The organism is Pseudomonas sp. D47, from assembly GCF_045447305.1.
In the GTDB taxonomy this organism is placed as follows: Bacteria; Pseudomonadota; Gammaproteobacteria; order Pseudomonadales; family Pseudomonadaceae; genus Aquipseudomonas.
This window is the reverse complement of sequence record NZ_JBJGXU010000001.1, coordinates 517,554-543,465: the sequence shown is the minus strand read 5'-3', so window position 1 is coordinate 543,465 and position 25,912 is coordinate 517,554. Positions and strand designations below refer to the sequence as shown.

18 protein-coding genes are annotated in these 25,912 nt (G+C 60.8%); 8 read left to right on the top strand and 10 right to left on the bottom strand.

From position 1 onward, the window contains the following. The first annotated feature begins 177 nt into the window (after positions 1–177). From ACI77I_RS02485 to ACI77I_RS02475, 3 genes are all read left to right on the top strand, one after another. Positions 178–3,051: a GGDEF domain-containing phosphodiesterase gene (locus ACI77I_RS02485; RefSeq protein WP_094949012.1), complete on the top strand. Its 2,874-nt coding sequence runs from the start codon at positions 178–180 to the stop codon at positions 3,049–3,051. A 162-nt stretch (positions 3,052–3,213) separates the two neighbouring features. After that, positions 3,214–4,080 (top strand): transcriptional regulator HexR, encoded by an 867-nt coding sequence (hexR, locus tag ACI77I_RS02480; RefSeq protein WP_010168370.1) that lies wholly within the window; start codon positions 3,214–3,216, stop codon positions 4,078–4,080. A gap of 225 nt (positions 4,081–4,305) precedes the next feature. Further along, positions 4,306–4,500, top strand: a complete 195-nt coding sequence (locus ACI77I_RS02475) for a PA3496 family putative envelope integrity protein (RefSeq protein WP_082895969.1) — start codon at positions 4,306–4,308, stop codon at positions 4,498–4,500. Here the strand turns inward: ACI77I_RS02475 and ACI77I_RS02470 are convergent. Then, on the bottom strand, positions 4,430–5,404 hold the full coding sequence (locus ACI77I_RS02470; RefSeq protein ID WP_094949011.1) for a LysR family transcriptional regulator: 975 nt from the start codon (positions 5,402–5,404) through the stop codon (positions 4,430–4,432). The two genes, ACI77I_RS02475 and ACI77I_RS02470, sit on opposite strands and share 71 nt — an antisense overlap. 196 nt (positions 5,405–5,600) lie before the next feature. Here ACI77I_RS02470 and ACI77I_RS02465 point away from each other — a divergent pair, with 196 nt between their 5' ends. Then, complete coding sequence (locus ACI77I_RS02465) at positions 5,601–7,016, top strand: acetyl-CoA carboxylase biotin carboxylase subunit (protein ID WP_003213442.1); 1,416 nt, start codon at positions 5,601–5,603, stop codon at positions 7,014–7,016. Positions 7,017–7,027: 11 nt separating this feature from the next. Next, complete coding sequence (gene oadA, locus ACI77I_RS02460; RefSeq protein WP_406996894.1) at positions 7,028–8,836, top strand: sodium-extruding oxaloacetate decarboxylase subunit alpha; 1,809 nt, start codon at positions 7,028–7,030, stop codon at positions 8,834–8,836. Positions 8,837–9,037: 201 nt separating this feature from the next. On the opposite strand, the gene ACI77I_RS02455 is transcribed toward oadA, so the two are convergent. Both ACI77I_RS02455 and ACI77I_RS02450 read right to left on the bottom strand, forming a co-directional pair. Beyond that, positions 9,038–10,327 carry an autotransporter domain-containing protein gene (locus ACI77I_RS02455; protein ID WP_242153546.1) on the bottom strand — a complete coding sequence of 430 codons (1,290 nt, stop codon included), beginning with the start codon at positions 10,325–10,327 and terminating at the stop codon, positions 9,038–9,040. A gap of 109 nt (positions 10,328–10,436) precedes the next feature. Continuing rightward, positions 10,437–13,406 carry an autotransporter domain-containing protein gene (locus ACI77I_RS02450; RefSeq protein WP_406996893.1) on the bottom strand — a complete coding sequence of 990 codons (2,970 nt, stop codon included), beginning with the start codon at positions 13,404–13,406 and terminating at the stop codon, positions 10,437–10,439. 186 nt (positions 13,407–13,592) lie between these two features. Here ACI77I_RS02450 and ACI77I_RS02445 point away from each other — a divergent pair, with 186 nt between their 5' ends. Together ACI77I_RS02445 and ACI77I_RS02440 are read left to right on the top strand one after the other, a co-directional pair. After that, a complete protein-coding gene (locus tag ACI77I_RS02445; RefSeq protein ID WP_406996892.1) occupies positions 13,593–13,868 on the top strand; it encodes a helix-turn-helix domain-containing protein in 276 nt (91 codons plus the stop codon). Between the two features lie 310 nt (positions 13,869–14,178). Further along, complete coding sequence (locus tag ACI77I_RS02440) at positions 14,179–14,325, top strand: hypothetical protein (RefSeq protein WP_406996891.1); 147 nt, start codon at positions 14,179–14,181, stop codon at positions 14,323–14,325. Between the two features lie 262 nt (positions 14,326–14,587). On the opposite strand, the gene ACI77I_RS02435 is transcribed toward ACI77I_RS02440, so the two are convergent. The 3 genes from ACI77I_RS02435 to ACI77I_RS02425 are packed head-to-tail and all read right to left on the bottom strand — an operon-like array spanning position 14,588 to position 16,351. Continuing rightward, positions 14,588–15,259, bottom strand: a complete 672-nt coding sequence (locus ACI77I_RS02435) for a GNAT family N-acetyltransferase (RefSeq protein ID WP_242153539.1) — start codon at positions 15,257–15,259, stop codon at positions 14,588–14,590. A 10-nt stretch (positions 15,260–15,269) separates the two neighbouring features. Then, on the bottom strand, positions 15,270–15,716 hold the full coding sequence (locus tag ACI77I_RS02430) for a GNAT family N-acetyltransferase (protein ID WP_094949005.1): 447 nt from the start codon (positions 15,714–15,716) through the stop codon (positions 15,270–15,272). Continuing rightward, positions 15,713–16,351, bottom strand: a complete 639-nt coding sequence (locus tag ACI77I_RS02425; protein WP_406996890.1) for an FMN-binding negative transcriptional regulator — start codon at positions 16,349–16,351, stop codon at positions 15,713–15,715. The genes ACI77I_RS02430 and ACI77I_RS02425 overlap by 4 nt, the downstream gene beginning before the upstream one ends. An 87-nt stretch (positions 16,352–16,438) precedes the next feature. Between ACI77I_RS02425 and ACI77I_RS02420 the strand changes: the two genes are divergently transcribed. Continuing rightward, on the top strand, positions 16,439–18,004 hold the full coding sequence (locus tag ACI77I_RS02420; protein ID WP_406996889.1) for a PLP-dependent aminotransferase family protein: 1,566 nt from the start codon (positions 16,439–16,441) through the stop codon (positions 18,002–18,004). Here ACI77I_RS02420 and ACI77I_RS02415 read toward each other — a convergent pair. The 4 genes from ACI77I_RS02415 to ACI77I_RS02400 form a co-directional block, all read right to left on the bottom strand. Further along, on the bottom strand, positions 17,993–19,084 hold the full coding sequence (locus ACI77I_RS02415) for a polyamine ABC transporter substrate-binding protein (protein WP_242153533.1): 1,092 nt from the start codon (positions 19,082–19,084) through the stop codon (positions 17,993–17,995). The two genes, ACI77I_RS02420 and ACI77I_RS02415, sit on opposite strands and share 12 nt — an antisense overlap. After that, a complete protein-coding gene (locus tag ACI77I_RS02410; RefSeq protein WP_406996888.1) occupies positions 19,081–20,115 on the bottom strand; it encodes a histone deacetylase family protein in 1,035 nt (344 codons plus the stop codon). The genes ACI77I_RS02415 and ACI77I_RS02410 overlap by 4 nt, the downstream gene beginning before the upstream one ends. A gap of 132 nt (positions 20,116–20,247) precedes the next feature. After that, a complete protein-coding gene (locus tag ACI77I_RS02405) occupies positions 20,248–21,240 on the bottom strand; it encodes an AraC family transcriptional regulator (protein WP_406996887.1) in 993 nt (330 codons plus the stop codon). Between the two features lie 62 nt (positions 21,241–21,302). Continuing rightward, a complete protein-coding gene (locus ACI77I_RS02400; protein WP_406996886.1) occupies positions 21,303–25,904 on the bottom strand; it encodes a hypothetical protein in 4,602 nt (1,533 codons plus the stop codon). Positions 25,905–25,912: the final 8 nt, after the last annotated feature.

The following is a 25,912-nucleotide window of genomic DNA, read 5'->3' as shown; positions in this document are numbered from 1 at the left end:
ATGGATGACCGGTTGGTCATAGGCTGCAGCCCGCGCAGTGTCTCGCTCGAGGTGTCTGGCTCCGGAGTTTGCGGCGGTTTGTCGCGCGGGTTTTATGACGTGGGGCAGTTTGGCCCACGCGCTTGCTTGTGTATGCTCCGTGCACGTTTCGGGCTCACCATTATAAGAACACTGCCTATGACTCTCAGTCCCGACCTGTTCGGCCCCTCGGCGGCGCCTGCGCAGATCATCCGTAAACATTACGCAACCGAGATGGCGGTCGAACGCACTCGCCTGCTGTACCAAGGGTCATTGCTGCCGACTTTATTGATGTTGGTGAATGGCCTGGTCTGCGCCTGGTTGCTGTGGAACCCCAAACAATATCTGTTGGACAGCGTCTGGCTGATCTGGCTGCTCGCGCTGGTGGCGTTGCGCGTGATCCAGGTGGCGGCCTTTGATTCGGCGATGCCCAGCCGTCAAGCCCAACCGATCTGGCGGCGCATGTTCATGCTCGGCTCGGCGGTCAGCGGCCTGACCTTAGCCACTGCCGCCATCGCCCTGGTGCCGGCGGACAGCTTCATGCAGCAGGCCTGGGTGTTCGGCCTGCTCGGTGCGGCGACGCTGTCGGCCAGCGTCGCCTATGCAGTGAGCCTGCCCGCGTTCCTGTCCTTTGCCGTGCCGTGTCTGGTGCCGGCCATCCTTTATCTGTTCTGGAAGGGCGCGCCTGCGCAACAAGGTTGGGGCGTGCTCGGCCTAATCCTGCTGGGCTCTTTGAGCCTGGTGGCGTGGCAGGTCAACCGCCTGACCCAGCGCGGGTTGTTGCGACGTTTCCAGAACCAGGCACTGATCGAGCATCTACAGCAGGCGCAGCAGCGCAGCGAACGGTTGAATCAGGAGCTGGTGCGCGAAGTTGAGCAGCGGCGCCAGGTCGAACAGGAATTACGCGAAGCCCAGACCGGCCTGCAAGACCGCATGGCGCAACGCAGCCAGGAACTGGACGCCGCCAGCCTCGCCCTGAATAAAAGTGAAGCGCGCCTGGCCATGGCCCTGCAAGCCAGCGAACTGGGGCTGTGGGACTGGAACCTGCAAACCGACGAAGTCCACCACACCCAACTCAAGGAACTGTTCGGCCTGGAACCTGAATACGTCACGGCGATGCTCAGCCACCTCAAGCCGCGCCTGCACCCTGACGACTTGCCGCTGCTCAAGCGCGCGCTGGTGGAGCACCTTAAGGGCCGCAGCGAGGACTATCAGGTCGAATACCGCGTGCGTCATGGCGATGGCCACTGGGTGTGGATCGAAGACCGTGGCCGCGCCGTGGAGCGCACGCCCGGCGGACGGGTCACGCGCATGCTCGGTACTCGCCGCGACATTAGCGCCGGCAAGGTCCTGGAGGAACAGCAGCGTCTGGCGTCGACCGTGTTCGAAGCGGCCAGCGAAGGCATCGTGATTCTTGACCCGGACTACGCGCTGATCGCCGTTAACCAGGCCTTCAGCCGCGTCACCGGTTTTGAAATCGATGACATGCTCGGGCGCAACGTGGTGGAGCTGCCCAGCACTCGCGATGCCCGCCGCCATTTCCCGGTGATTCGCCAGGCATTGCTCAGCCACGGCACCTGGCAGGGCGAGCTGGTGGAAACGCGCAAGAACGGCGAGCTGTACCCGCAATGGCTGCAACTGAACGTGGTGCGCGATGCTCGGGGAAAAGTTAGCCATATTGTCGGCTTCTTCGCCGATCTTTCGGCGCGGCGTGAATCCGAGGAGCGCATGCGCTACCTCACCCACTACGACGAGTTGACCGGCCTGGCCAACCGTTCGCTGTTCCGCGAACGCCTGCGCGAAGCCCATGCGCGCGTGCGCCAAGGCGGGCGCAGCCTGGCGCTGCTGCATATCAACCTGGACCGCTTCAAGTTGCTCAACGACAGCCTCGGCCATGAAGTCGCCGACCAGTTGTTGCAGAAAATGGCGCGCCGGCTGATCAACGCCTTGCCCGAAGCCGACACCATCGCGCGTCTGTCCGGGGATGAGTTCGCCGTGCTGTTCGACGCCTATGGCAACCTGTCGAGCCTCGCGCGTGTGGCTACTCGGCTTCTCGCCAAGCTGCGCGTGCCGGTGACGGTGGAAGGGCATGAGCTGGTGGTCAGCGCCTCTATTGGCGTCAGCCTGCTGCCGGATAATGCGCGGGAAATTTCCGCACTGGTCACCCAGTCGAACATGGCCATGCAACACGCCAAGCACTTGGGCGGCAATAACTTCCAGTTCTACACCGAGAGCCTGCAGGCCAGCACGCTGGAGCGTTTGCAGCTGGAGAACCACCTGCGCAAGGCCATCGAAGAACGCCAGTTGGCGGTGTTCTACCAGCCGAAACTGTGCCTGGCTACCGGCAAGCTGAACGCCGCCGAGGCGCTGATTCGCTGGGAACACCCGCAGTGGGGCATGGTGCCGCCGGCGGACTTTATCGGCCTGGCCGAAGAAACTGGCTTGATCGTACCGCTGGGCGAATTCGTGCTGCGCCAAGCCTGCTGGCAAGCCTGTGAGTGGCAGCGCCAGGGGCTGGCGCCGATTCGGGTGTCGGTGAACCTTTCCGTGCATCAACTGCGCCAAGGCAAGCTGGTCAGCCTGGTGCGTCAGGTGCTCGAAGAGACCGGCCTGGACCCGCAATACCTCGAGCTGGAGCTGACCGAAAGCCAACTGCTCGACAGTGTCGAACACATCATCGCCACCTTCCAGCAACTGCGCGACCTGGGCGTGAAGCTGGCCATCGATGACTTTGGCACCGGCTATTCGTCCCTCAGCTACCTCAAGCGCATCCCCGTGGACTACGTGAAGATCGACCAGACGTTTATTCGCGGGCTGGGCCAGGGCCGCGAGGACGCCGCCATTACCCGCGCCATCATCGCCATGGCCCATGGGCTGGCGCTCAAGGTAGTGGCCGAGGGCGTGGAGGACCAGCAGCAGTTGGATTTCCTGCGCGGGGAGCACTGCGATGAAGTGCAGGGCTACCTGATCAGCCGGCCGATGGAGGCGCAAGGGCTAGCAGAATTGTTACGCAAAAATGCAGACTTTCCTTAAAGCGCGCCAGGCCGCCCGTGTGGCTACATGCCGGCCCCCCGCTGATTCAAAGGGCATCAGGGCGATTTAGTGATGCATCGGACGGGCAAAACGGTAATTCTTGTAGTATAACTACAAGCTTGCTACATCCCTGGCACCTGCCAATAACAAGAGTCCTGCCCTTTGAACCTGTTGCAACATATCGCCCAGTCGCGCCACCTGTTACGCAAATCGGAACTCAAGGTTGCCGATCACGTGCTGCTTGACCCTGCGGCCGTGATGCACAGTTCCATGGCCGACCTGGCCCACAGCGTGGGCATCAGTGAGCCGACCATCGTGCGCTTTTGCCGCGCCATCGGTTGCTCCGGGTTCCAGGACTTGAAACTCAAGCTGGCCCAGAGCCTGGCAGCGGGGGCGAGCTTCGGGCAGTTTGCGATTCACGAAGACGATTCTGTTGCTGACTACAGCCTGAAAATCTTCGACACCACCTTGCACACCCTCATGGAAGTGCGCGAGAAGCTCGACCCGGTGGAGTTGCAGAAGGCCGTGACCGCGATGTCCCAGGCCCAGCGCGTCGAGTTTTACGGCTTCGGTGCTTCCGGCGCCGTGGCTGCCGATGCCCAGCACAAATTCTTCCGCCTGTTGCTCACCGCAGCGGCCTACAGCGACCCGCACATGCAGGCGATGTCGGCGGTTACGTTGAAGCCGACCGATGTGGCCATCTGCATTTCTCAGTCCGGCCGCTCCAAAGACCTGCTGATCACCGCCAACCTGGTGCGTGAAAGCGGCGCGACGCTGATTACCTTGTGCCCAAGCCAGACGCCGTTGGCGGAGCTGTCTACCGTCAACCTTGCGATCGATGTGCACGAAGACACCGAAATCTACACGCCACTGACCTCGCGCATCGCCCACTTGGTGGTGATTGACGTGCTGGCGATGGGTGTAGCCATGGCGCGCGGGCCGAGCCTGGTCAACCACCTCAAGAGCGTGAAGCGCAGCTTGCGCAGCCTGCGGTTGTCGCCTAAGTCGGTCAAAGCCCTCGACGACTGATCAAAGGCTGAGCGCGGTCAAAAATGTGGGAGCTGGCGTGCCTGCGATTACGGTCTGCCAGTTGCCATATTGGGTGGCTGATGCATCGCCATCGCAGGCAAGCCAGCTCCCACATTGGCTTTGCGCCAATTTCCGAATATTCATCGTCCTGTAACCCGCGCGCCGCTAAACCGTCATCCCCCGCGCCCATCCTGACCTCCCCGTACTCGCATTGGGAGACTCAACATGGCCCGGCAATACGAAGACAGCAGCACCGTCAAAACCCGTCGTCAGCAGGAAGACCAGCGCCGCATGGCGTTCCGTCGTGCAATCGAAGACCGTTGTGAGGAGCGCCAATTACTCCAGAGCATCAGTGACTACCCGGAACTCCACTGGCAGGCACCCGCGGCTGCCCAGCGAAGCGTTCAGCCAACGCGCTGATCTGCACCCGCTCGCTGCGGATAAAGCCCAGGAACGCATGGGCCACTGGTGACAGGCGCTTGGCCTTGGCCTGCACCAGGCACCAGCTGCGGTACAGCGGCAGTTCTTCCACCGGCAGCTCCTTGAGCCCGCCGATGGCCAGTTCCAGGTTGACCGCGTGGCGCGTCAGCAGCGCCACGCCCAACCCCGCGCTCACACACTCACGCTGCGCCTCGGCCGAGGCCACTTCCACCGTCTGGGTGAAGTGCACGCGTTTCTCCTTGAAGTACTCCTCGCAAGCCAGCCGCGTGCCGGAACCCGGCTCGCGCAGCAGCAGCGTGTAAGGCTCCAGGTCCTGCAAGCGCAGCGGGCCTTGCAGGCTCAAAGGATGATCGAGCGGCGCCACGGCGACAATCGGGTTGTTCAGAAACGGCAGAAATTCCAATCCCATGTCCTGGGGCACCATGGACATGATCACCAGATCATCGCGGTTATCCGAAAGCCGGCGAATCACCTGGGCGCGGTTGACCACCGTCAGGTGCAATTGCACTTCCGGGTGCTGGCGCTTGAAGGCGGCAAACAGGTGGGGCACGAAGTACTTGGCGCTGGATTCGATCGCCAACTTCAGCTGGCCCTGCAGCGAGCCTTGCATGTCCGACAGCTGCATATCGAGGTTTTCCAGGCGCCCGAAAATGTCGCGGCTGGCCCGTTGCAAGGCTTCGGCGGCTTCGGTCATGTAGAGCTTTTTGCCGACGTAATCGAACAGCGGCTGGCCGACCAGCTCTTCTAGCTGGCGAATTTGTAGGCTAACGGCTGGTTGTGTGAGGGACATTTCCTCGGCGGCACGGCTGTAGGAACGCAAATCACAGACTTCATTGAAGATCTGCAATTGCCGTAATGTCATACGCATCAATGACTTACGCACTATTTAAATCCTCTCGCCCCAAGCTGTCCGGCCAACTATAAGTCTTTACTTATACACAACCCAATAATTATTGATTTTTGTTAATCCTCCGGTGCGCATAGTGTGTGTCTCGCGACTGTCATGAAACATTTGGTCACGCGCCGACTCGGATCCAGCGGGTCGAAGAACGCAGCAATCGGCTCAAGGGAATTTCCAAGTGATAAAAAAGATCCTGATCGCCAACCGGGGTGAGATTGCCGTACGAATCGTGCGTGCCTGCGCCGAGATGGGCATTCGCTCGGTCGCGGTTTACTCGGACGCCGACCGCCATGCGTTGCACGTAAAACGTGCTGACGAAGCCCACAGCATTGGTGCCGAGCCCCTGGCCGGCTACCTGAACCCGCGCAAGCTGGTGAACCTGGCCGTGGAAACCGGCTGTGATGCGCTGCACCCCGGCTACGGTTTCCTATCGGAAAACGCCGAGCTGGCAGACATCTGCGCCGAACGTGGGATCAAATTCATCGGCCCGTCGGCGGAAGTGATCCGCCGCATGGGCGACAAGACCGAAGCGCGCCGCAGCATGATCAAGGCCGGCGTGCCAGTGACGCCCGGCACTGAAGGCAACGTTGCCGACATCGCTGAAGCCCTTACCGAAGGCGACCGCATTGGTTACCCGGTGATGCTCAAGGCCACCTCCGGTGGCGGCGGTCGCGGTATTCGTCGTTGCAACAGCCGCGAAGAACTCGAACAAGCCTTCCCTCGCGTGATCTCCGAAGCCACCAAGGCGTTCGGCTCGGCGGAAGTGTTCCTGGAAAAATGCATCGTCAATCCCAAGCACATCGAGGCGCAGATCCTCGGTGACAGCTTCGGCAATGTGGTGCATTTGTTCGAGCGCGACTGCTCGATCCAGCGCCGTAATCAGAAGCTCATTGAAATCGCCCCAAGCCCGCAACTCACCCCGGAACAGCGCGCTTACATCGGCGACCTGTCGGTGCGCGCGGCCAAGGCCGTGGGCTACGAGAACGCGGGTACCGTGGAGTTCCTGCTCGCCGAGGGCGAGGTGTACTTCATGGAAATGAACACCCGGGTGCAGGTGGAACACACCATCACCGAAGAAATCACCGGCATCGACATCGTTCGCGAGCAGATCCGCATCGCCTCGGGCCTGCCGCTGTCAGTGAAACAGGAAGACATCCAGCACCGTGGTTTCGCGTTGCAGTTCCGTATCAACGCCGAAGACCCGAAGAACAACTTCCTGCCAAGTTTCGGCAAGATTACCCGTTACTACGCGCCCGGCGGCCCCGGCGTGCGTACCGACACGGCGATCTATACCGGCTACACCATCCCGCCGTTCTACGACTCCATGTGCCTGAAACTGGTGGTGTGGGCGTTGACCTGGGAAGAAGCCATGGACCGCGGCCTGCGTGCCCTGGACGACATGCGCCTGCAGGGCGTGAAGACCACCGCCGCCTACTACCAGGAAATCCTGCGCAACCCGGAATTCCGCAGCGGCCAATTTAATACAAGCTTTGTGGAAAGCCACCCAGAGCTGACCAACTACTCGATCAAGCGCAAACCCGAAGAGCTGGCCCTGGCCATCGCCGCCGCCATCGCCGCCCACGCAGGCCTGTGAGGAATATTCCAATGTCTAAGAAAATCTTCGTAACCGACACCATCCTGCGCGACGCCCACCAATCGTTGCTGGCGACCCGCATGCGCACCGACGACATGCTGCCGATCTGCGACAAGCTCGACAAAATTGGCTACTGGTCTCTGGAAGTTTGGGGCGGCGCAACCTTCGACGCCTGCGTACGCTTCCTCAAAGAAGACCCGTGGGAGCGCCTGCGCCAGCTGCGCGCCGCGTTGCCCAACACCCGCCTGCAGATGCTGCTGCGCGGCCAGAACCTGCTGGGCTACCGCCACTACAGCGACGACGTGGTCAAAGCCTTCGTCGCCAAGGCTGCCGTGAATGGCATCGACGTGTTCCGCATCTTCGACGCGATGAACGACGTGCGTAACCTGCGCGTGGCTATCGAGGCGGTGAAAGCCGCCGGCAAACACGCCCAAGGCACCATCGCCTACACCACCAGCCCGGTGCACACCATCGAAGCCTTTGTGGCCCAGGCCAAGCAACTGGAGTCGATGGGTTGCGACTCGATCGCGATCAAGGACATGGCCGGCCTGCTGACCCCGTACGCCACCGGTGAACTGGTCAAGGCGCTGAAAGCCGAACAAAGTCTGCCCATCTTTATTCACTCCCATGACACGGCCGGCTTGGCCGCGATGTGCCAACTCAAGGCCATCGAAAACGGTGCCGACCACATCGACACGGCGATCTCCAGCTTCGCTTGGGGCACCAGCCACCCGGGCACCGAGTCGATGGTTGCCGCCCTCAAAGGCAGCGAATTCGACACCGGCCTTGACCTGGAACTGCTGCAGGAAATTGGCCTGTACTTCTACGCCGTGCGTAAGAAGTACCACCAGTTCGAAAGCGAGTTCACCGCCGTCGACACCCGCGTGCAAGTCAACCAGGTACCGGGCGGGATGATCTCCAACCTGGCCAACCAGTTGAAAGAGCAGGGTGCTCTGAACCGCATGAGCGAAGTGCTGGCCGAAATCCCACGGGTACGGGAAGACCTCGGCTTCCCGCCGCTGGTGACGCCGACCTCGCAGATTGTCGGCACCCAGGCGTTCTTCAACGTGCTGGCCGGCGAGCGCTACAAGACCATCACCAACGAAGTGAAGCTCTACCTGCAAGGCGGCTACGGCAAGGCGCCGGGCACTGTGAACGAAAAACTGCGTCGCCAGGCCATCGGCAGCGAAGAAGTGATCGACGTGCGTCCAGCCGACTTGCTCAAGCCGGAAATGACCAAGCTGCGCGGCGAAATCGGTGCGTTGGCCAAGTCCGAAGAAGACGTGCTGACCTACGCAATGTTCCCGGACATCGGCCGCAAGTTCCTCGAAGAACGTGACGCCGGCACCCTGACGCCCGAAGTGCTGCTGCCTATTCCGGAAGCCGGCGGCGTTGCCCGTGCCGGTGGCGAGGGTGTACCGACTGAGTTCGTTATCGACGTACACGGCGAAAGCTACCGCGTCGATATCACCGGTGTCGGCGTCAAGGCCGAAGGTAAGCGCCACTTCTACCTGTCCATCGATGGCATGCCGGAAGAAGTGGTGTTCGAACCGCTCAACGAGTTTGTCAGCAGTGGCGGCAGCAAGCGCAAGCACGCCACCGAGCCCGGCCATGTCAGCACGGCGATGCCGGGCAACATCGTCGACGTGCTGGTCAAGGAGGGCGACGTGGTGAAAGCCGGCCAGGCCGTGTTGATTACCGAAGCCATGAAGATGGAAACCGAAGTGCAGGCTGCGATTGCCGGCAAGGTCAGCGCCGTTCATGTGGCCAAGGGCGACCGGGTAAACCCTGGCGAAATACTGATTGAAATCGAAGGCTGATTAACAGTCTTCGAGGCTAACGTTTAATCCTCGGGGGGGCAGGTGCCCCCCTTTTTTTTCGCCTGCGTATTGAGGGCGTGCTCGGTTAAGTGTGGCTTGCCTGCGATGGCCTCGACGCAGTGCCTGACACTGCGAGGTGCCTGCATCGCAGGCAAGCCGGCTCCCACAACAAAGCACGTCTGCCTTGACTGCCCGGCGGGTTTAAAAACTCATTTTCCACTGCCCCATCAGGCCCTGGCTGCGGCTGTTCGTACCGGCTTGGGCGCTGTAGGTTAGACCGACGCTATGTTGTGTCGACAAGGCAAGGTCCAGGCCGGTTTGCAGGTCCAGGCTGTTACGGTCCAGAGACGTACCTGTGATGGTGAACGCGTCAATGAGCGGCGCAGCGCGAGAGGATTGGCGTACTTGGCTTTCGACTTCGCCGTAGAGGTGTTTCCAGCTCGTACTCAAGTGTGGTGTGAGGCTCATGCGGTTGTCGAAGTGGTACACCGTGGCCAGGCGCAGGCCGAAGGTGCTGCTCAGGTTTTTCTGAGTTTGTGAGCCAACGTTCAGCGCGGCCAGGCCACCTGTTTCCTTGAAGCTGTCGCGGTGATAGCGCTGAAACCCAAGGCCTGCGAAGGGCTCCATGTACAAGTCTTCACTGCCCAGTAGATAGCCCAGCTCGGAGAACACGGTTTGGCTTTGGGCGTTGTAGTTGCCCTTGAGCTGCTCCTTGTATTCAAACAGGGTGACGTTGCGCTTGTTCTGCCCGGTATGGTCGCTGTAGACCGCACCCAGGCGCAGGGCCAACGGCCCATCCTGACGCACGGCGTATCCACCCAGGTGCCAGCTGTCTAGGTCGGCGGAAAAGCGTTTTGCGTCAAAGTGGCTGGTGGATTTTGCGCCCATCACACCTACGCGCCAGGCGTGATCCAGCGCCCAGTCGGCGCCCAGCAACAAACCTTGGGTGCCATATTTCAGACCGGCGCTGCCGCGTTGTTTGTCGAGGCTGGCGTCGTTGCCAAGGCCTTGCGCCCAGAAATGTCCGTTGTCGTCAGTGGGCAGGGTGCGCAGGGTTGAGAGCAGTTGGGTACCGAGCTGCTGCGTGGCGTTTTGGGTGGCGGCAGCCAAGTTGGCATTCTGGCTGCCGGCTAACTGTTCGAGGATGGCGCCGATCCCACCGGGGTGTTTGCTCAACGTGTCCGTGAGTGTCTCTAAGTCCTTGAGGTCTTGCGAGTCCAAATCATCAGGCTCCAGCAAGCCCATCAACGCAGGTTCCAGAACCTTCGCGATTTGCAGGCCATTGTACGAGGTGGCCTGGCCGGTAAGGTCCCCTTTGACCGGTGCTGCTTGCTGTGGGGGCTTTTGCAGCCAGTTGTCGTCAATCGCGTCGTAGGGGTGAGATGTGTACGGCGCGTACTCGATATCGCCTCGCGCCTGTGCGTAGGGAAGGCTGGTGGCGCTGAGCGCAAGGGCCAGGACAAGGGCAAGTCTGTGATGTGTAAAGGGCATGTAATCCCAACCTCTGATGAGTGAGGCCGGGAATTTAGCGAGATGGCGAGGTGATAACTGTCAGGTCATCGACCCCTGTTTTGCGGGAGCTGTCTCTAGTACGGCGCGATTAAAAACGCATCAGCCATTGGCCTGTCAGCGCATGGTTGCGGCTGTTGCTGCCCAGTTCGCCGGTGTAGCCAAGGCCCAGGCTGTGGCGGGCCGACAAGCCGACGTCCAGCCCGGCTTCGAGCAGCAGGCTGTTGCGGTCCAGGGCGCTGCCTTCGACGTTGAACGCCGTGCCGCCAGCCAGGAAAGCCTGGCGCGTGTTGCTGTCGACATCACCGTAGGTGTGCTTCCAGCCGGCGCTCACGCGTGGCGTGAGGCTGATGCCGTTGTCCAGCTGGCTCAGGTGCGCCAGGCGCACACCGAACGTGCTGCTGAAATTATCCTGGGTCTGGCCGTCGACATGCAGTGCGGCGGCGCCGCCTTTTTCGTTGTAGCTGTCACGCTGGTAGCGCTGGTAGCCGAGGTTGGCAAACGGCTCGGCACTCAGGCGGCCACTGCCCATGGCGTAACCCAGTTCGGCGAAGGCTTGCTGGCTGTTGGCGTCATAGTCGCCTGTGGGGCGGTCGCTGAAACCGTTGAAGGCCACCGTGCGCTTGCTGTCGCCCTGGTGCCCGCTGTAGGCCGCGCCCAGGCGCAAGGCCAGCGGCCCGTTTTGGCGCAGGGCGTAGACGCCGGCGTGCCAGCTGTCGACACTGCCATCGACACCGGTGGTGTTCAGGTCGGTTTTCGAATAGCCACCCAGCACGCCCACGCGCCAGTCGCTGTCGAGCGCCCAGTCGGCGCCGAGCACAGTACCTTTGGTACGTTGGGTCAGGCCATTGCTGCCGTGGTCGCCGTCGAGTTTGCCGTAGCTGCCGATGCCTTGCAGCCACAGACGGCCACGGGCGTTCGGGTTGTTGAGGTTGCGTGCTTGCGCGGGTACACCAGTGGCGGCGAGCACGGGTGTGTCTTTTTGCTCAAGCCCGACCAGCAAGCCTGCGCCGCCGCCTAGCTGGTGCATCGCCGCCAGCATGCTGCTGCCCACTTGGGCACTGGCACCGAGGGTGGCGCTGGTGAGGTTGGCGGTGCTGCTGCCGGCCAGTTGCTCGATGGCTGAGCCTGCGGTGGCCGTGGTGGTATTGAGCAGGGCGTTGTACAGCGGGTTGTTCTTGCCCAGCCCCGCCAGGCTGTTGGCCGCGCTGGCACCGTTACTGGTGCTGGCGAACTGGCTGAAAGCGATGTCATTACGGGCGTATGTCAGGCCGACTTGGGTGGGGCTGTAATCCAGGCTCGGGGTCAGGAATGCATAGTCGCTGGTGACCTTGCCAAAGGTGCCGTTGATGCTGGCGGCTTGCAGCACGGTGTAGTGGCTTTGCCAGGGGTATGTGCCCTCACCGGGGTTGACCGCCAAGGTCGCGCCATTGAGGTTGGCCGTGCCGCCGACCTTGATCGGTGCGCTGCTGCCGTCGGCGTTCACACCATAGGCCAGGGTGGCGCCGCTGCCCAGGGTCAGGTCGCGGGTGATGGTCGCGGTGCCCAGCGCCGTGTTGGTCTGCAGCGTGCCATTGACCAAAAGACTGCCCACCGTGCCGCCACCGGCATAAATACCGCCGGCATCGACCGTCACGTGACCGGCAATGCCGCCTTGGTTGATCAGCTTGGCGCCACTGAAAATCTCGCCGCCATCGCTGAAATCGCCGCTGCCGGTGAGGGTCCAAGTGCCTTGTTTCACGTCCAGCCATTCGAAGTTGCGGCTGTCACCGAAACTGCCGCCGGCGGCGTCATCCATGCTCAGCCGGTCATAGCCGGCGCCACCGTCCACCAGCCCGACAAAGCGGCTGCCGCCGAGCAACACCAACGTGTCATCGCCGCCGCCCAGATCCAGGGCCAGGCCGTTGCTGCCGCTGATGGTGCCGCCGTTGATCACGGTGTCGGCGAAGTTGCCGACGAACTTCACGCCAAAGCCGTTCAGGCCTTGGATGGTGCCGTGGTTTTCCAGCGTGGTGGTGGCAAGGCCCGGGCCGTCGCTGCCGTCGTCCACCAGAATCGCGTTATTGGCGCCGCTGACCAACGCGCCGCCGGCGTTGTACACATAGCCGCCGCCCAGGGCGATGCCTTCACTGCCGTTGGCAAAGCCGTTTTTGTCGACGCCACCGGCGCCGATGCCTTGGATGATTCCGTAGTTTTCGACATGCGCGATTTTGTCGATGTCCACGCCATCGCCGTCGCCGTCCGGTTGCAGCCCGGAGTAGGCGCCGGTGATGGTGCCGTGGTTGATCACCGTGCCGTCGCCATCAGAGCCAAAGCCCGAACCGTTGCGGCCGATCACCGTGCCGTAGTTGGTCAGCGTCGCGCCCAGGTCGGTGGTGATGCCGTGGCGGCTACCGGAAATCAGGCCATAGTTGGTCACCGTCACGCCGGTGGCAGAGTCGATATCGACGCCGTCGAATTTGTCGTCGCGCGAGAACGTATCGCCGGTCGAAATCTCGCCATCGTTGGTGATGCTGGCGTTGGCGCCGGTCTTCATGCCGTCACTGGCATCGCCACGAATCAACCCGCCTGCGCGGTTGATGATAGTGGTCGTGACGTTGGCGCTGCGGATCGCATCCAGGTCCAGCCCTTGGCCGGTGGCCGAGCGAATGGTGCCGCTGTTGTCGATCAACAAGCTGCCGCTGGCAAAGTTGCTGTTGATGCGCAGCGCGTCGTTGGCACCCTGAATCACGCCACCCGCGAGGTTATAGAGGCTGTAGTTGCGCGCCCCGGTGATCGTCCCCGAACTGTCGATACCACGCCCGCCGGAGGAGACCAGCTTGCCCGCGTTGGTGATCACCACGCCCGCGCCGCTGGTGCCATCCTTGAGCGTGACGGCCACGCCGGGCGTGGTAATGCTGCCCGGCCCCGAGGTCGTCAACGAATCACTGCCGGTCAGGGTTTGCGCCGTGGTGGTCGGTGTGTCGATCTGCAAGGTTTTGGTCGGCGTGGGCGCCGCCTCAGCGAGACCGCTGGCCAATAAAGTGATGGCGAGTGCGAGGCGGTGGGGCGACGGTGGCATGGCAGACGACCTTGTTATGGAAACGAGTCGACCTGTATAGCGGAGGGGGATTGCAGGAGTGTGTCGGGGAGATGACAGGGGGTAATCTGCAATATAATGCAGATATCCGTGCTTGTTTGATCTCGCAACTGCATTACATTGCAGTTTTTCCGTCAGCCTCCATTGATACGAGAAAGTTGCTGCCTTATGACGATGAGTATTGATGAGCGAATGCTGTTGATGGATAGCATTCTGGAGGGACTTTCTGAAGGAACTATAGAGATCGGTGAAGCAGTTCGCCGTCTACGTGTCGAGGTGACGACATTGAATCAAATTAAGTTTGCGCGAATGTGCAAAATCTCGGTGCGTACTTTGGTGCATATCGAACAGGGCGAGGGAAATCAGACGTTGAAGTCGCTGAATGCCGTGTTCCGCCCCTTTGGATGGAAGATGGGTGTGATGAAGGTTCGCAGAAGTTTGTAGGAAAAGGAGTTATCTGCGTTTATCGTCTCCTTGGGCGTTTGTATCCCTTCATGGCTCACCTATAGTTCAGTCGTCGCCGAATTATCGGTGACCGACTTTAGCCGGTCGGGAAAAAATGATGCACAAGCGCCCGTTCAGACGTGGCGCTTTTTGTTGCCTGGCAGTTTTGTCTATGGCGGCTGTGCGCGGGACACCTTCGGGTGTGCCGGGTTTTTCATTTTTCCCGGTCGGCTAACCCTCGTACAGCTGCCACCTAATTTGTTTAGCCGCAATGAGTGGTCGTTTTCATTTAAATAAATGAGATAGAGCCATGCCTACCTACACCCCGCTAGACAGCAATATCAGCTGCAATCCCGTTTTCTTCATCAATGACGACGTCGAAGCCTGTGAGTTGTTTGAAACCGCCACTCAGCGCATTCAGGCGGCCCGCGATCTGCTCAATAGCATCACCTGTTAAGTACCGAGTTGGCCGAAGGCGCTGACCTGCAACATGTCGCTTCGGCAGCGCATCTGTTGTTGCAGGATGGGTGTGATGCCTTGAAGGCGTTGGGCTGGAAGGTGGGTAAAGGCGGCTGAGCCCAAAGCTTGGAATCGCTGAAATCTAATGTGGGAGTCGGGCTTGCCCGCGATGGCGGTGTGTCAGCCAGCATCTGCAGTGCTGACCGGCCGCCATCGCGGGCAAGCCCGGCTCCCACATTAATCTAGGGTGTTTTGCAACGTCAGGCTCGGCACTCGGCCAGTGTTTTCAGTTGGCCGGAACCACTCTGGTTCGCCTGCGACAACCACTCCTCAAACCCTGCCCCAACCGTCGGCCATTCCGAATCCAGGATCGAATACCATGCGGTATCGCGGTTCTGCCCCTTGACCACCATGTGCTGGCGGAACACGCCTTCAAAACTGAAGCCCAAGCGCTCCGCCGCGTATTTGGAGCGGGCATTGCCGTTGTTGCACTTCCATTCCAGGCGACGGTAGCCCTGCTCGAACGCGTACTTGGCCAGCAGGTAGACCGCCTCGGTGCTTTTCGGCGAGCGCTGCATCGGTGCGCCGAAGGTGACGTGGCCGATTTCGATGCGGCCCTGGGCCGGGACGATGGACATCAGGCTGAGGATGCCCTGCACGTCGCCGCTTTGGCGGTCGATCACGCTGAAGAAATACGGTTCGCTGTGCTGGGCATGGTTGTTGAGCCAGGCATCGAACGCGGTGCGTTCGGCAAACGGGCCGTAGGGCAAATAGTCCCAGAGCTTCGGGTCGGCGCCGGGGCCTTCGAGGGCTTGCCACAGGCCGTCGCCATGGCGCGCGGGGTCGAGTTTTTCCAGGCGGATAAAACGCCCTTCGAGCAGTTCAACGGTGGGCGCTGGGACGCCTTTCCAGTCGGCGGGTGAGATAGGCATGCTGCGCTCCTTAAAGACCTTTGCGAAATTGGATAAAGCCAGGACGTTCGGCAATGCGTTCGTAGAGTTGGATCGCCGTGGCATTGGTCTCGTGGGTCAACCAGTGGACCTTGCAGCAACCATCGGCCTTGGCGGTGGCGTAGACGAATTCGATCAGCTTGCGGCCCACGCCGGTGCCGCGTTGGGCCGGGTCCACCAGCAGGTCCTGCAGGTAGCAGGAATTCTCGATGCTCCAGTTGGAGCGGTGGTAGATGAAGTTGACCATGCCCACCGCCTTGCCGTCCTGCCAGGCCAGGGCCGAGTGCGTCGGCTCGTTGGCATCGATCAAGCGTTGCCAGGTGCTTTGGCTAACGGCGTCGGGCAGTTCGGTGTTGTAGAACGTCAAGTACGCCTGCCACAGCGGCAGCCACGCGGCGTGGTCGGCGGCAGTGACCTGGCGGATGTCGATCTGGCTCATTCTGAAACTCCTTGAGGAATAAAGCGCGCGAGGGTCTGGTCGCGCACATCGATGCTGGCAGCCAGGCCCTCGCGCACGCCGTTGATATCGGCTTGGCTGCGGTTCTGGCTGAGTTTGCGCTTGCCGGACAGGCGCTCGATGGGCAGGGCGAAACCGACGATGGCCTTGAGCATGCCGTCAATGTAGTCGGCCGGGGCGTCGCTGACTTTCCACGGCTGGGCGCGGCCGCCTTCGTGGCGATCGGTGAGTGCCGTGACCAAGGCGAGTAAACGCTCGGCGTCGGTAAATACTTCTGCCTTGCCGTACGCATGCACCGCGATGTAATTCCAGGTCGGCACCACTTTGCCGTGCTCGGCCTTGGCCGGGTAGAACGCCGGGCTGATATAGGCATCGGCGCCGGCAAAAATGACCAGGGCTTCGCTGCCGTTTTGCAGGTCACGCCACTGCGGGTTGGCTTTGGCCAGGTGCCCGTAGAGCGTGCCGTTCGGGCCTTCATCAGGGTTCAGCAGCAGCGGCAAGTGGCTGGCTTGCAGGCCTTGCTCACCAAAGGTCACCAACTGCGCCAAGCGCGCGTGCTGGATCAGCTGGTGCAGTTCGGGCAAATCGTCGAGAGCAAAAGCGCGGGGTCTGTACATGGAAATATTCCTTGGCGAATGCCTGCATCCTAGGCAGGCTAATGGTTCGTTGTAAGAGCCATCTAGCGCCAATTTCATAGGTCCAATATGCCGTCGATCTCGCCGCCACTGTCATTCAACCCCGCAGGTATCGAGCTGGATCGCCGCCAGGGGCTGACGCGCCAGCTGTATGACGCCTTGCGCCAGCGGGTGCTGGATGGGCGGCTGGTCAGCGGCACACGCTTGCCCGCCACCCGTGACTTGGCGGCCGCGCTGTCGATCTCGCGTAACAGCGTGGTGCGTGCCTACGATCAGCTGTATGCGGAGGGGTTTATTGAGAGCCGGGTCGGCGATGGTACTTATGTAGCCCAACTGCCCACGGCAAAAAAACTATCCACAAAACTATCCACAGGGTTTTCAACAGGCTTATCCCCAACCTTATCCACAAAGTGGGCGGATTTGCCGGAAGATCTGGACAGTGAAGTTATCCACAGCGCGGGTTTGACGCGGGTAAAAAATAACCACCTGTCCCTGCCTCCCTCGGGACCGCCTCGGGCGTTTCGTGTGGGTGTGCCGGCCTTTGATCTGTTTCCGTTTGAGGTATGGGCCAAGCTGAATGGGGCGTTCTGGCGCAAGCCTGACTTGCAACAGCTCTGCTACGGTGACCCGGCTGGTGACGGCCGTCTGCGCGGTTTGATCGCCGCTTACCTGCGCAGCTCGCGAGGCATGCAGTGCACCGCTGAGCAAATTGTGATCACCTGCGGCGCGCAACAGGCAATTAGCCTTTGTGCACAGTTGCTGGTAGAGCCCGGCGATGGGGTGGCGGTGGAGAATCCAGGCTATCGCGCGGCAGGCCATGCGTTCGCTTTGGCCGGCGGGCGATTGCAGGGTGTGCCGGTGGATGGCGAGGGTATCGATTGCCAGGTGCTCAACACGCTCAAGGATTGCCGTGTGGCGTATGTCACGCCGTCCCATCAATACCCATTGGGCGTGGTAATGAGCCTGGCGCGGCGTTTGGAGTTGCTGGCCTGGGCCGAGCGTGCAGGCGGCTGGATCATCGAGGACGACTACGACGGCGAATACCGCTACAGCGGCGCGCCTCTTTCACCTTTGGCGGCGCTGGATCGCGGTGGGCGAGTGCTGTACGTCGGCACCTTCGGCAAGGTGGCGTTCCCGGCCTTGCGCCTGGGTTACCTGGTGTTACCACCGGGTTTGGTGGACGCCTTCACCCGGCGCCGCGCCGTGGACATGCGCCATTCGGAAGTCAGTACTCAGGCGGTGATGGCGGAGTTCATGGCGGCCGGGCATTTCCAGCGGCACATTCGCCGGATGCGGCGTGCCGCATTGAGCCGACGCAACGCCTTGCTCGCCGGTTGGCCCAGTGGCTTGCCAGGTGTCGGCGAACTGCCCAGTGTCGCCGCCGGGCTGCACTTGACGGTGCGCGTGGACAGCTTGGCGCGCGAGCAGCAATTGCTGGCCCAGGCGCATGCGGCGGACGTCGAGGTCAACGGTTTGAGCAGCTATTGGCTACCCCAATCCACCACGCCCGCCGATCAGCGTGCCGGGCTGGTGCTGGGCTTCGCCGCGGTGCCTGAGGCGGACATCGCCCTGGCGCTGACGCGCTTACGGCAGGCATGGGGCACCCGCCGTTCGCCTATCGGTTCAGGTCCCTGACTTGATCTTGGTCCAGGCCCGCGTCCGGGCTCGTTCCGCGTCACGCCCCAGTGGCTTGAGGGTGTAGAGCGTGTTCATGGCGGCTTCGGTCGGGTACAGGTTGGGGTTATTGCGGATCGCCGGGTCGACCAGTTCGGTGGCGTCCTTGTTCGGGTTGGGGTAGCCGACAAAGTCGCTGACCGGTGCGATCACCTGCGGTTGCAGCAGGTAGTTGATAAAGGTGTAGGCGTCCTGCGGGTTTTGCGCGCCCTTGGGAATGGCGAGCATGTCGAACCAGATCGGCGCGCCTTCTTTGGGCAGGCGCATATCGACGGTCACGCCATTTTTGGCCTCTTTGGCGCGGTTGGCGGCCTGGGAAAAACTGCCCGAATAACCAACAGCCACGCAGATGTCGCCGTTGGCGATATCGGCCATGTATTTGGACGAGTGGAAGTAGGTGATGTACGGGCGGATCTTCATCAGCAGCGCTTCGGCCTTGACGTAATCCTTGGGGTTGCTGCTGTTGGGGTCCAGGCCCAGGTGCTGCAAGGCCAGGGGCAGGATCTCCGAAGGTGAATCCAGCAACGCCACACCGCATTGCTTGAGCTTGCTGATGTTCTCTTCCTTGAAGATCAGGTCCCAACTGTTTACCGGCGCGTTATCGCCCAGCGCCGCTTTTACTTTGGCCGGGTTGAAGCCGATGAGGATGGTGCCGTACATGTAGGGCACGGCAAATTTATTGCCAGGGTCGTTAGCCTCGATCAGCTTCATCAGCTTGGGGTCGAGGTGGTTCCAGTTCGGCAACTGGCTGCGATCCAATGGCTGGAACACGCCGGCTTCGATCTGTTTGGCCAGGAACACATTGGAGGGCACCACCACGTCATAGCCGGAGTTGCCGGTGAGCAGCTTGGCTTCCAGGGCTTCGTTAGTGTCGAAGATGTCGTACACCAGCTTGATTTTGGGGTTCTGTGCCTTGAAGTCTTCAAGCGCCTTGGGCGTGATGTAATCGAACCAGTTGTAGACCTTCAGGGGTTTCTCTTCGGCGTGGGCCGCGCCGCCGATAACCGCAGCACAGAGGACGAGCGACTTGAGCATGTTCATTGGGCGGACTCCTCAAAACCTTCGAGCACGTTGACGGCGTTGATGCCGATTTCTTCCACGGCGTAGCCACCTTCCATCACAAACAGCGTCGGCTTGCCCAGTTGGGCGATGCGCGCACCCATCGCCAGGTAGTCGGGGCTGTCGAGTTTGAACTGTGAAATGGGGTCGTCCTTGAACGTGTCCACACCCAAGGACACCACGATGACATCGGCGTCGTAGCGCTCGATCTCCCGGCAGGCTTGCTCTAGGGCTGCGCTCCAGCGCTCCCAACCGGAACCTGCGGCCAGCGGATAGTTGAAGTTGAAACCAACACCTGCGCCTTCACCCAGCTCATCGGCGTAGCCCAGGAAGAACGGGAACTCCGCCTCCGGGTGGCCGTGGATCGAGGTGAAGAGCACGTCGCTGCGGGCATAAAAAATCGACTGGGTGCCGTTACCGTGGTGGTAATCCACATCGATGATCGCGACTTTTTTATAGCCTTGGTCGAGAAACGCCTGGGCGGCAATCGCCGCGTTGTTGAGGTAGCAATAACCGCCCATCAAATCGCTGGCGGCGTGATGCCCCGGCGGGCGACACAGGGCAAAGGCGGCGTTGGCACCTTGCGCGATGGCCTGTTGTGCCGTGAGCGCCACTTGCGCCGCGCTATACGCCGCTTGCCAGGTGCCGGCGGTAATCGGCGCACCGCCATCAAAGCTGTAATAACCCAGCTGGCCATGCAGGCTGGTGGGGATTACCCGGCGCAAGGTGCGGGCGGGCCAGGTGTAGGGCAACAGGTCGCCGTCCTTACCGAATTGGGTCCAGCGCTGCCAGGCACCTTTGAAGAAGTCGAGGTAGTCGCGGCTATGAATGCGGTGCAGCGGCGCCAGGCCAAAGTCCTGCGGCGCCTGCACCGGGCCCAGTTCGCGGTCCTTGACCCGTTGCAGCACATGGTCGGCGCGCGAGGGCATTTCGAAGCAGGGCATCAGTTGCCCGTCCATCAATTCGCAACGGCCGTGATGCAGGTGGTGATCGTCCGAGTAGATCGTCAGCATTTGTTGTTCTCCGCAGGCTGTATCAGTGGATGCAGTCTTGCGGCGGATGCGGTTTATGAGAATGGCAGGAGCGGCCAAAAGGGGATGAATATGGCCAAATTGTCTGTCCGAAATTCGCCCCTCAATGGGGCATCATGGTCGAAATTGGCTCGGCGCCACGCCGCTCCAGCGCACAAAGGCATGCCTGAAACTGGCGGTTTCACTGAAGCCCAACAGCTCGGAAATTCGATAGATCGGCAGTTCATCGGCGCCCAGCAACTGTTTGGCGCGTTCAAAGCGCAGGTCGTCCAGCAGCCCCTGATAGCTGCAACCCAAATCATGCAGGTGTCGGCGCAAGGTGCGCGGTGAGCAGTTCATCTGCTCGGCCAGCCCATCAACACCTGGCGCGGCGTGCAGCTGTGCGCTGAGCAATTGGCGAACCCGTTCCAGCCACGCCTGGCGCCCGGTGAACTCGGTGTTCTGTTTGCGGCAGCGTTCGGCGATTGCCCGGTGGGTGATGGCATCCGCCAACGGCAGCGGGTGGTCGAGCCAGCGCCGATCGAAAGCGAACCCATTGGCGTGGGCTGAAAATTCCAGCGGGCAGTCGAAGTACTCTGCATAACGCCCCTGATAGTCGGGGCTTGAGTGTTCAAAACGCGCGCGCAGCAGCGGTAGAGGCTGACCGAGCAGGTCGTCACAAATGACTTTCAGCGAGACCAGGCACAGCTCGACATTGAACGCAGCCAGCGCGGGGGCCTCGCGGTAATCGCTGGCGGTGAACCAGATGCGTTGGCCGTCTTGCTCCAGGCTTAATTCAAACAGTGTTCCCAGTAGCGCCGGGTAGCGCAGCGCGAGGCGCAAAGCGTCACCGAAGGTGGCACTGGTGAGCAGGGCGTAACCGAGCATGCCATAGGACGACACATGCATGCGTCGCCCCAGTTCCAGGCCAACGTCCCGGCGCAAGGCCACTGCGTTGGCACACACGCGCATCTCTTGGTGGGTGGTGATACGTGTGTCGGCGCGCTGCAGGTCGGCGCTGCAGATGCCGCTGCCGGCCAGCAACGCTTCGAAGGCCACGCCTTCGGCCTTGAAGGTGTCCAACACCCGCGAGACGGCATTGAGGGTAGTCAGGTGTGAATGCAGCATGCTGGCTCCAGCCCGGGTTTACCTGGCTGGAGCAAGTTATATGCCGTTACCGCAGGCGCCTGTTATTCGGGCTTAAGGCGGAAAAACAAGCGCTTGGCTTGTGTCAGGTTAATGGTACTGCGGTAGAACGCGACTCGTTGCTGTGCGTTGAGCCCTTGAACATCATCAGCCGCCGTGCCCTGTGCTTGCTCTTGTGGGGTTTTCAAGCGGGCGGATAAAAATCTATCGGCCGGTGCGTCGGTGCTTGAGTAATGGAAATGCGCATACCAGAGGGTTGTGCCGGTGGTCTCATCGGTGAGGGTGTACTCATCCAAATAATCTTTCTTGGCACTTTTGAGACGGTGCCGCTTTACGGTTTTTTTGATAGTGATGACGTTGTTGTTCTTGAGCCATTCAACACCTGACAGGGTGGGCGCCTGTTGCATGATCATCTTCTGCACCTGCTGTTTGGCTTGCTCGTAAAGCGCTTGAGCTGCGGTGTCGAGTTGTTTGCGCAGCCTGGCTGCCGACGGCTGGTGGCTTTCCGTGACATTGGCTTGGGTCAGCGCATCTTCGATGGCCTGATCGGCCTTCTCAAGCACTTGGGCATGTTGATGAAACATGTGTTCGATGCCGATGGGTGTGCGCGAGGGTTTGTTTATTTGCTCATCGGCACGCGCCTGAAACGTAGGCAGTTGGTCCAATAACGCTTGGCCGTTGGCCAGACTGGTTTCAATGGTAGGTGCGGCGGGTGCGGGCGTGGTGTGGCCCTCAATGTGCTCGACCCACACTCCTGGGGTTTTCTCATGAAAGGTGGCCAGGGTTTTATGGGTCAGCGGAGACTTGATATCGACAAATTCGGTCTCCAGACCCACTGCGGTCAAGCGCGGCTCGCCTATCAACACACCGTTGAAGCGTGTGTGAATGAACTGTTTGACTGCTCTTGGCGGTGTAGGCGGCGGTGTGGGGCGGATGCGCCGGTGCTCCTGCTGAACGTGCAGAGGCGCAAGTTCGGCGGTGGCCCTATCAGCGAAGCTGCGGAGCATTTCACGCAGGTTTCCAACAGGCGCGGTCAGGGTTTGTTCGGAATAGTCCTCAGGAAAATCCTGCAGGCGCTCATCAATGAATTGGAATTGCTCGACCAGGCTGCTCAACGTTTCAATACGCTCGTCCAAACGTACTTCGCTACGTTCTTGCAGGGCGTCACGCAGGGTCTGCACGGCAAGGTCTGCACCATCGACAATGTCGCCGATCAGGGTCCAGGCCGCAGGTTCAGTAGTGATGGAGTGCGGTTGCAGGCATAAATTTCGCGCCAGCGTCACTTTCAAGGCTCGAAGGTCGTCGCTGGTGTAGGTGGGCAGCCGGCTTTTGCTGCTCTGAATCATGTGCAAGCCTTGGCGTGCCAGGGGCCGTAGCTCAGCGAAGCGCGATTTTGCGTAATCCAGGCGCATGATGATGTCGTCACTCATGTCAGTGACTAATCGCGCGTCCGCTACGCGGCTTGCCTGGCTTGATGCTGACGGGGTTTCGAGCTGGTCCAAGACGGTATTGAGTTGCGGAGTGAACGTGGTTTGCAGCTCTCTGAGGCCCGCCTCGTTGAGCTCCATTTGCGCCTTTACATAACCCAGCGCTGTTTTCTGAAAGTCAGCGACCGGGGTAAAGACATGCAAGGTCATCAGCTGTTGTCGTGCCTCTTCGTAGTCCGAACGTTGACTGTCGAGTTTACCCAGGTAGGCCTGGCGTTTGGCCTGGGCCTGGGCCGAAGTGCTGGGGCCTTCGGTCATGGCATCGAAAGCCTGTTGCAGGTCGCGCTGTGCAACTTTTTTGGTGGTTTCGAATGCTGCCAATTTTGTGCGTAGCTCAATGGCCTTGGCCTTTGCCTCCTCCAAGGCGCTTTTCTGTGTGCTTTTACGCCCGCCACCGCGCAGGCGTAACCGGGTGTCGATGAACCACTCGCCCTTGGCACTGTTAATCAGCGGTGGTCCCGTCCGATTGGGCTGCTTGGGGTCGACGATAACGACGGTATCGTCGCCGTCCAGCGTCACTTCAAACCAGCGTGTGCCCACTGGGGCGTAGTAGTGGTTTTCCAGCAGATAAAGATGTCGGTATGCACTGCCTTCTGCGGTGATGACTGCGGGCAGGTCAGTGGGTCTGTCAGTGTTGAAACTGTCCAGCAAGGTCGCCAGGCTGCTGGCGGTACGAGTGAGCGCGCCACTGTTGTTCAGTGCGAGTTCGTGACCAGAAGGCGCCTGTTCTGTGGTGCGCGTAGGTAATTGCTCTACGGTAACCGGCTTTTCAGCGGGGAGATGAGGTGTTTGTGGCTCAACCTTAGTAGAGGCCGCGCCAGGATGGGCGCGGGTGGCGACATGTAAGGTGATGGCCATGCCCAGGTTGAGCAATACATCGGTAAGCGCCGACCATTGCGCTTGCTGTTCGTCGTGTTCATGTGCGTCGACCAGCGTTTGCACTTGATCGACGATCTGCCAGATCCAGGCCCCGGTGCCGGCGATACGGCCCAAAAACGGCAAGGCTGAATTGAAGATCAGCCAGCCGGCCTGTTTGAGCGTGGCCCAGCGGTTTTCGGCATTGGAGACCGATTGGCGGTCCGCCAGCTCGACCAGCGCCTTGGCGTTGGCATCAAACAACGTGGTGAACGGATCGTCGTTGAGGGCTTGTTGGCCAAGGCTCATGGGGCCGGTGAAGGTCCAGAGCTTGTCAGGTTCTACCAGAAGATCGGCCACGGCCCAAGGTGACGGCAGGTCGCCGGGAAATACGTAGTTGGTGTAATCAGAGCGCACCGAGTCCGGCAGCCAGGCGAGCACCGAGTTTCGTAGATCCCGAGACTGTGCGATGGCGTACAGCAGGTTTGCCTGTGACGGATATTGAATCAGCACCGGATCGAACAGCGGGCGATACAGCAGGCAGGGACCGGCTTCGGCATTTTGTGGGCCGATGACGTACATGTTGCTCACCACGTCCTGGACACTGGGCTGCCGACGTTTGGGCACAAAGGCCAGATACCTGATGACGATGGCTTGCCCGTCGACATAACGGTCGCTGGCGTCAGCTCGCATGACGGCGGCCACATAGCGATAGCCACGCTCGTCGATCCCGGCTTCTTGGCGGATTTTGTATTGCAAAGCCAGCAGCGGCAGTTGGATGCGCAGGTGTTGGGTGTACAAGATTTTACGCCGCGCCGATTCGGCAGCGTCGTCTATCAATTTGCGGCGTATCAGTGCGGGGTAGGCGGTGCCGATATCGACTTGGGCAATGAGCGTTTTCACGTAGTCGACGGTCAGCCACACAGGCAGGGCTTTGCGCGTGTGCATGCGCAGGCTTTGGTTACCGACGGGCAACGCGATCAGGTTTTGCAGGGCCAGATCGGCCAGGCTGAAGGTGGTGGTTTCGAACTGCCCCGGGACTGTGAACAAGCCCCAGACAATCAGGCTTTTGATCTCGATGGTCAGGGTGTCCAGGGGCAGGTTCGCAGCGTCGGGATGTTCCTTGATGATCTGAGCCTTGAGCCTGTCCTGAGCGTACCGTTGGATAGAGGGGATGTCGTCCTGGTAGGTTTTTCCCGCATTCAGGCTGTTCAGCGCGGCCAGGTCCTTGAGATGCCGTGAATAAAACGCCTGGTCCGACGTGGAGGCCTGGGCGAGCCAGTCCGGCAGTGATTGCTGATACCACGCAAGATCCGGCCCCTTGGGAGTGACCTGTCCAGGCGTCCCCGCCAGTGCGCCCAGTGGGTGTGTGCTCGGCGTGGCCGACGTGCCAGGGGAGGTGGTGGTGAGAGCGTCGATTTGCAATGCGACCAGGGAGCAGGCCAAGTGCTCGAAAAAATTCTCGGTGGGTTCGTACAGTTGCCACTGCAGGCGCTCATAGGGTACGGGCTGGTACACCAGCGTCGCCAGGTACTCGCCCAGTTGATCCAAGGTGGCGAATTTTTTGTATCCATCGAGCGAGTGGCAGAGGATGACGGGTTTCCCCGCGGACTGCCCCAGCAGCACGGCGATAAATACCTGTGGGGTGTGGGTGACTTTGGTGCCGCTCATAAGGTCAACGTCGATCATGCATGCGCGAAGCTGCAGTGGGTCGTCGGGCTTTCGGTTCGCCGGCGTGGGAGAGAGGTACAAACTGCGAGCCAATTGACAGTCTGCGTCGGTCCACTCGTCCACGTGTTGCACATTCCAGGCTTTGCGCAGTGTATTGGCAAGTTCTCGCCAGCGAGGGCCACTGCCGTTGCTGGTGTTCCAGAAAACCACCAGCTGTTCCTTGAGCGCCTGGAACAGGACGGGTGCCAACCTGTTGATCGTGTTGGCGACTTCAACAATGCGTACCGGCAAGTTAACTGCAGGTTCGGTCAGCGGGAGCCGGGTGAGAAAATGTTCGCCTTCGATGCACAGCGTCGGCACTTGCCGCACGGCTTGCCTGGCCAGCACAGCGCTGAGGGTTTGATAATGCGCGGGGGCAGAGATGATCTTGTCGTCGACGAGCTCCCAGGCCGGCGTACCCAGTACAGTGGTATCCGGGTTGATATGCAGGTCTGGATACTGTTTGTCTAACGCTTCGCGCAGCAGTTCGCCAGCAGCCTCCGTTATCGAGGGACCGACACACAGCTGGGTGATCAGCTTCTGTGTGATGTCTTCGGACTCTGCATCCTGCGTGGTGGTGCTTGGAGTGGTCATGGTGCATC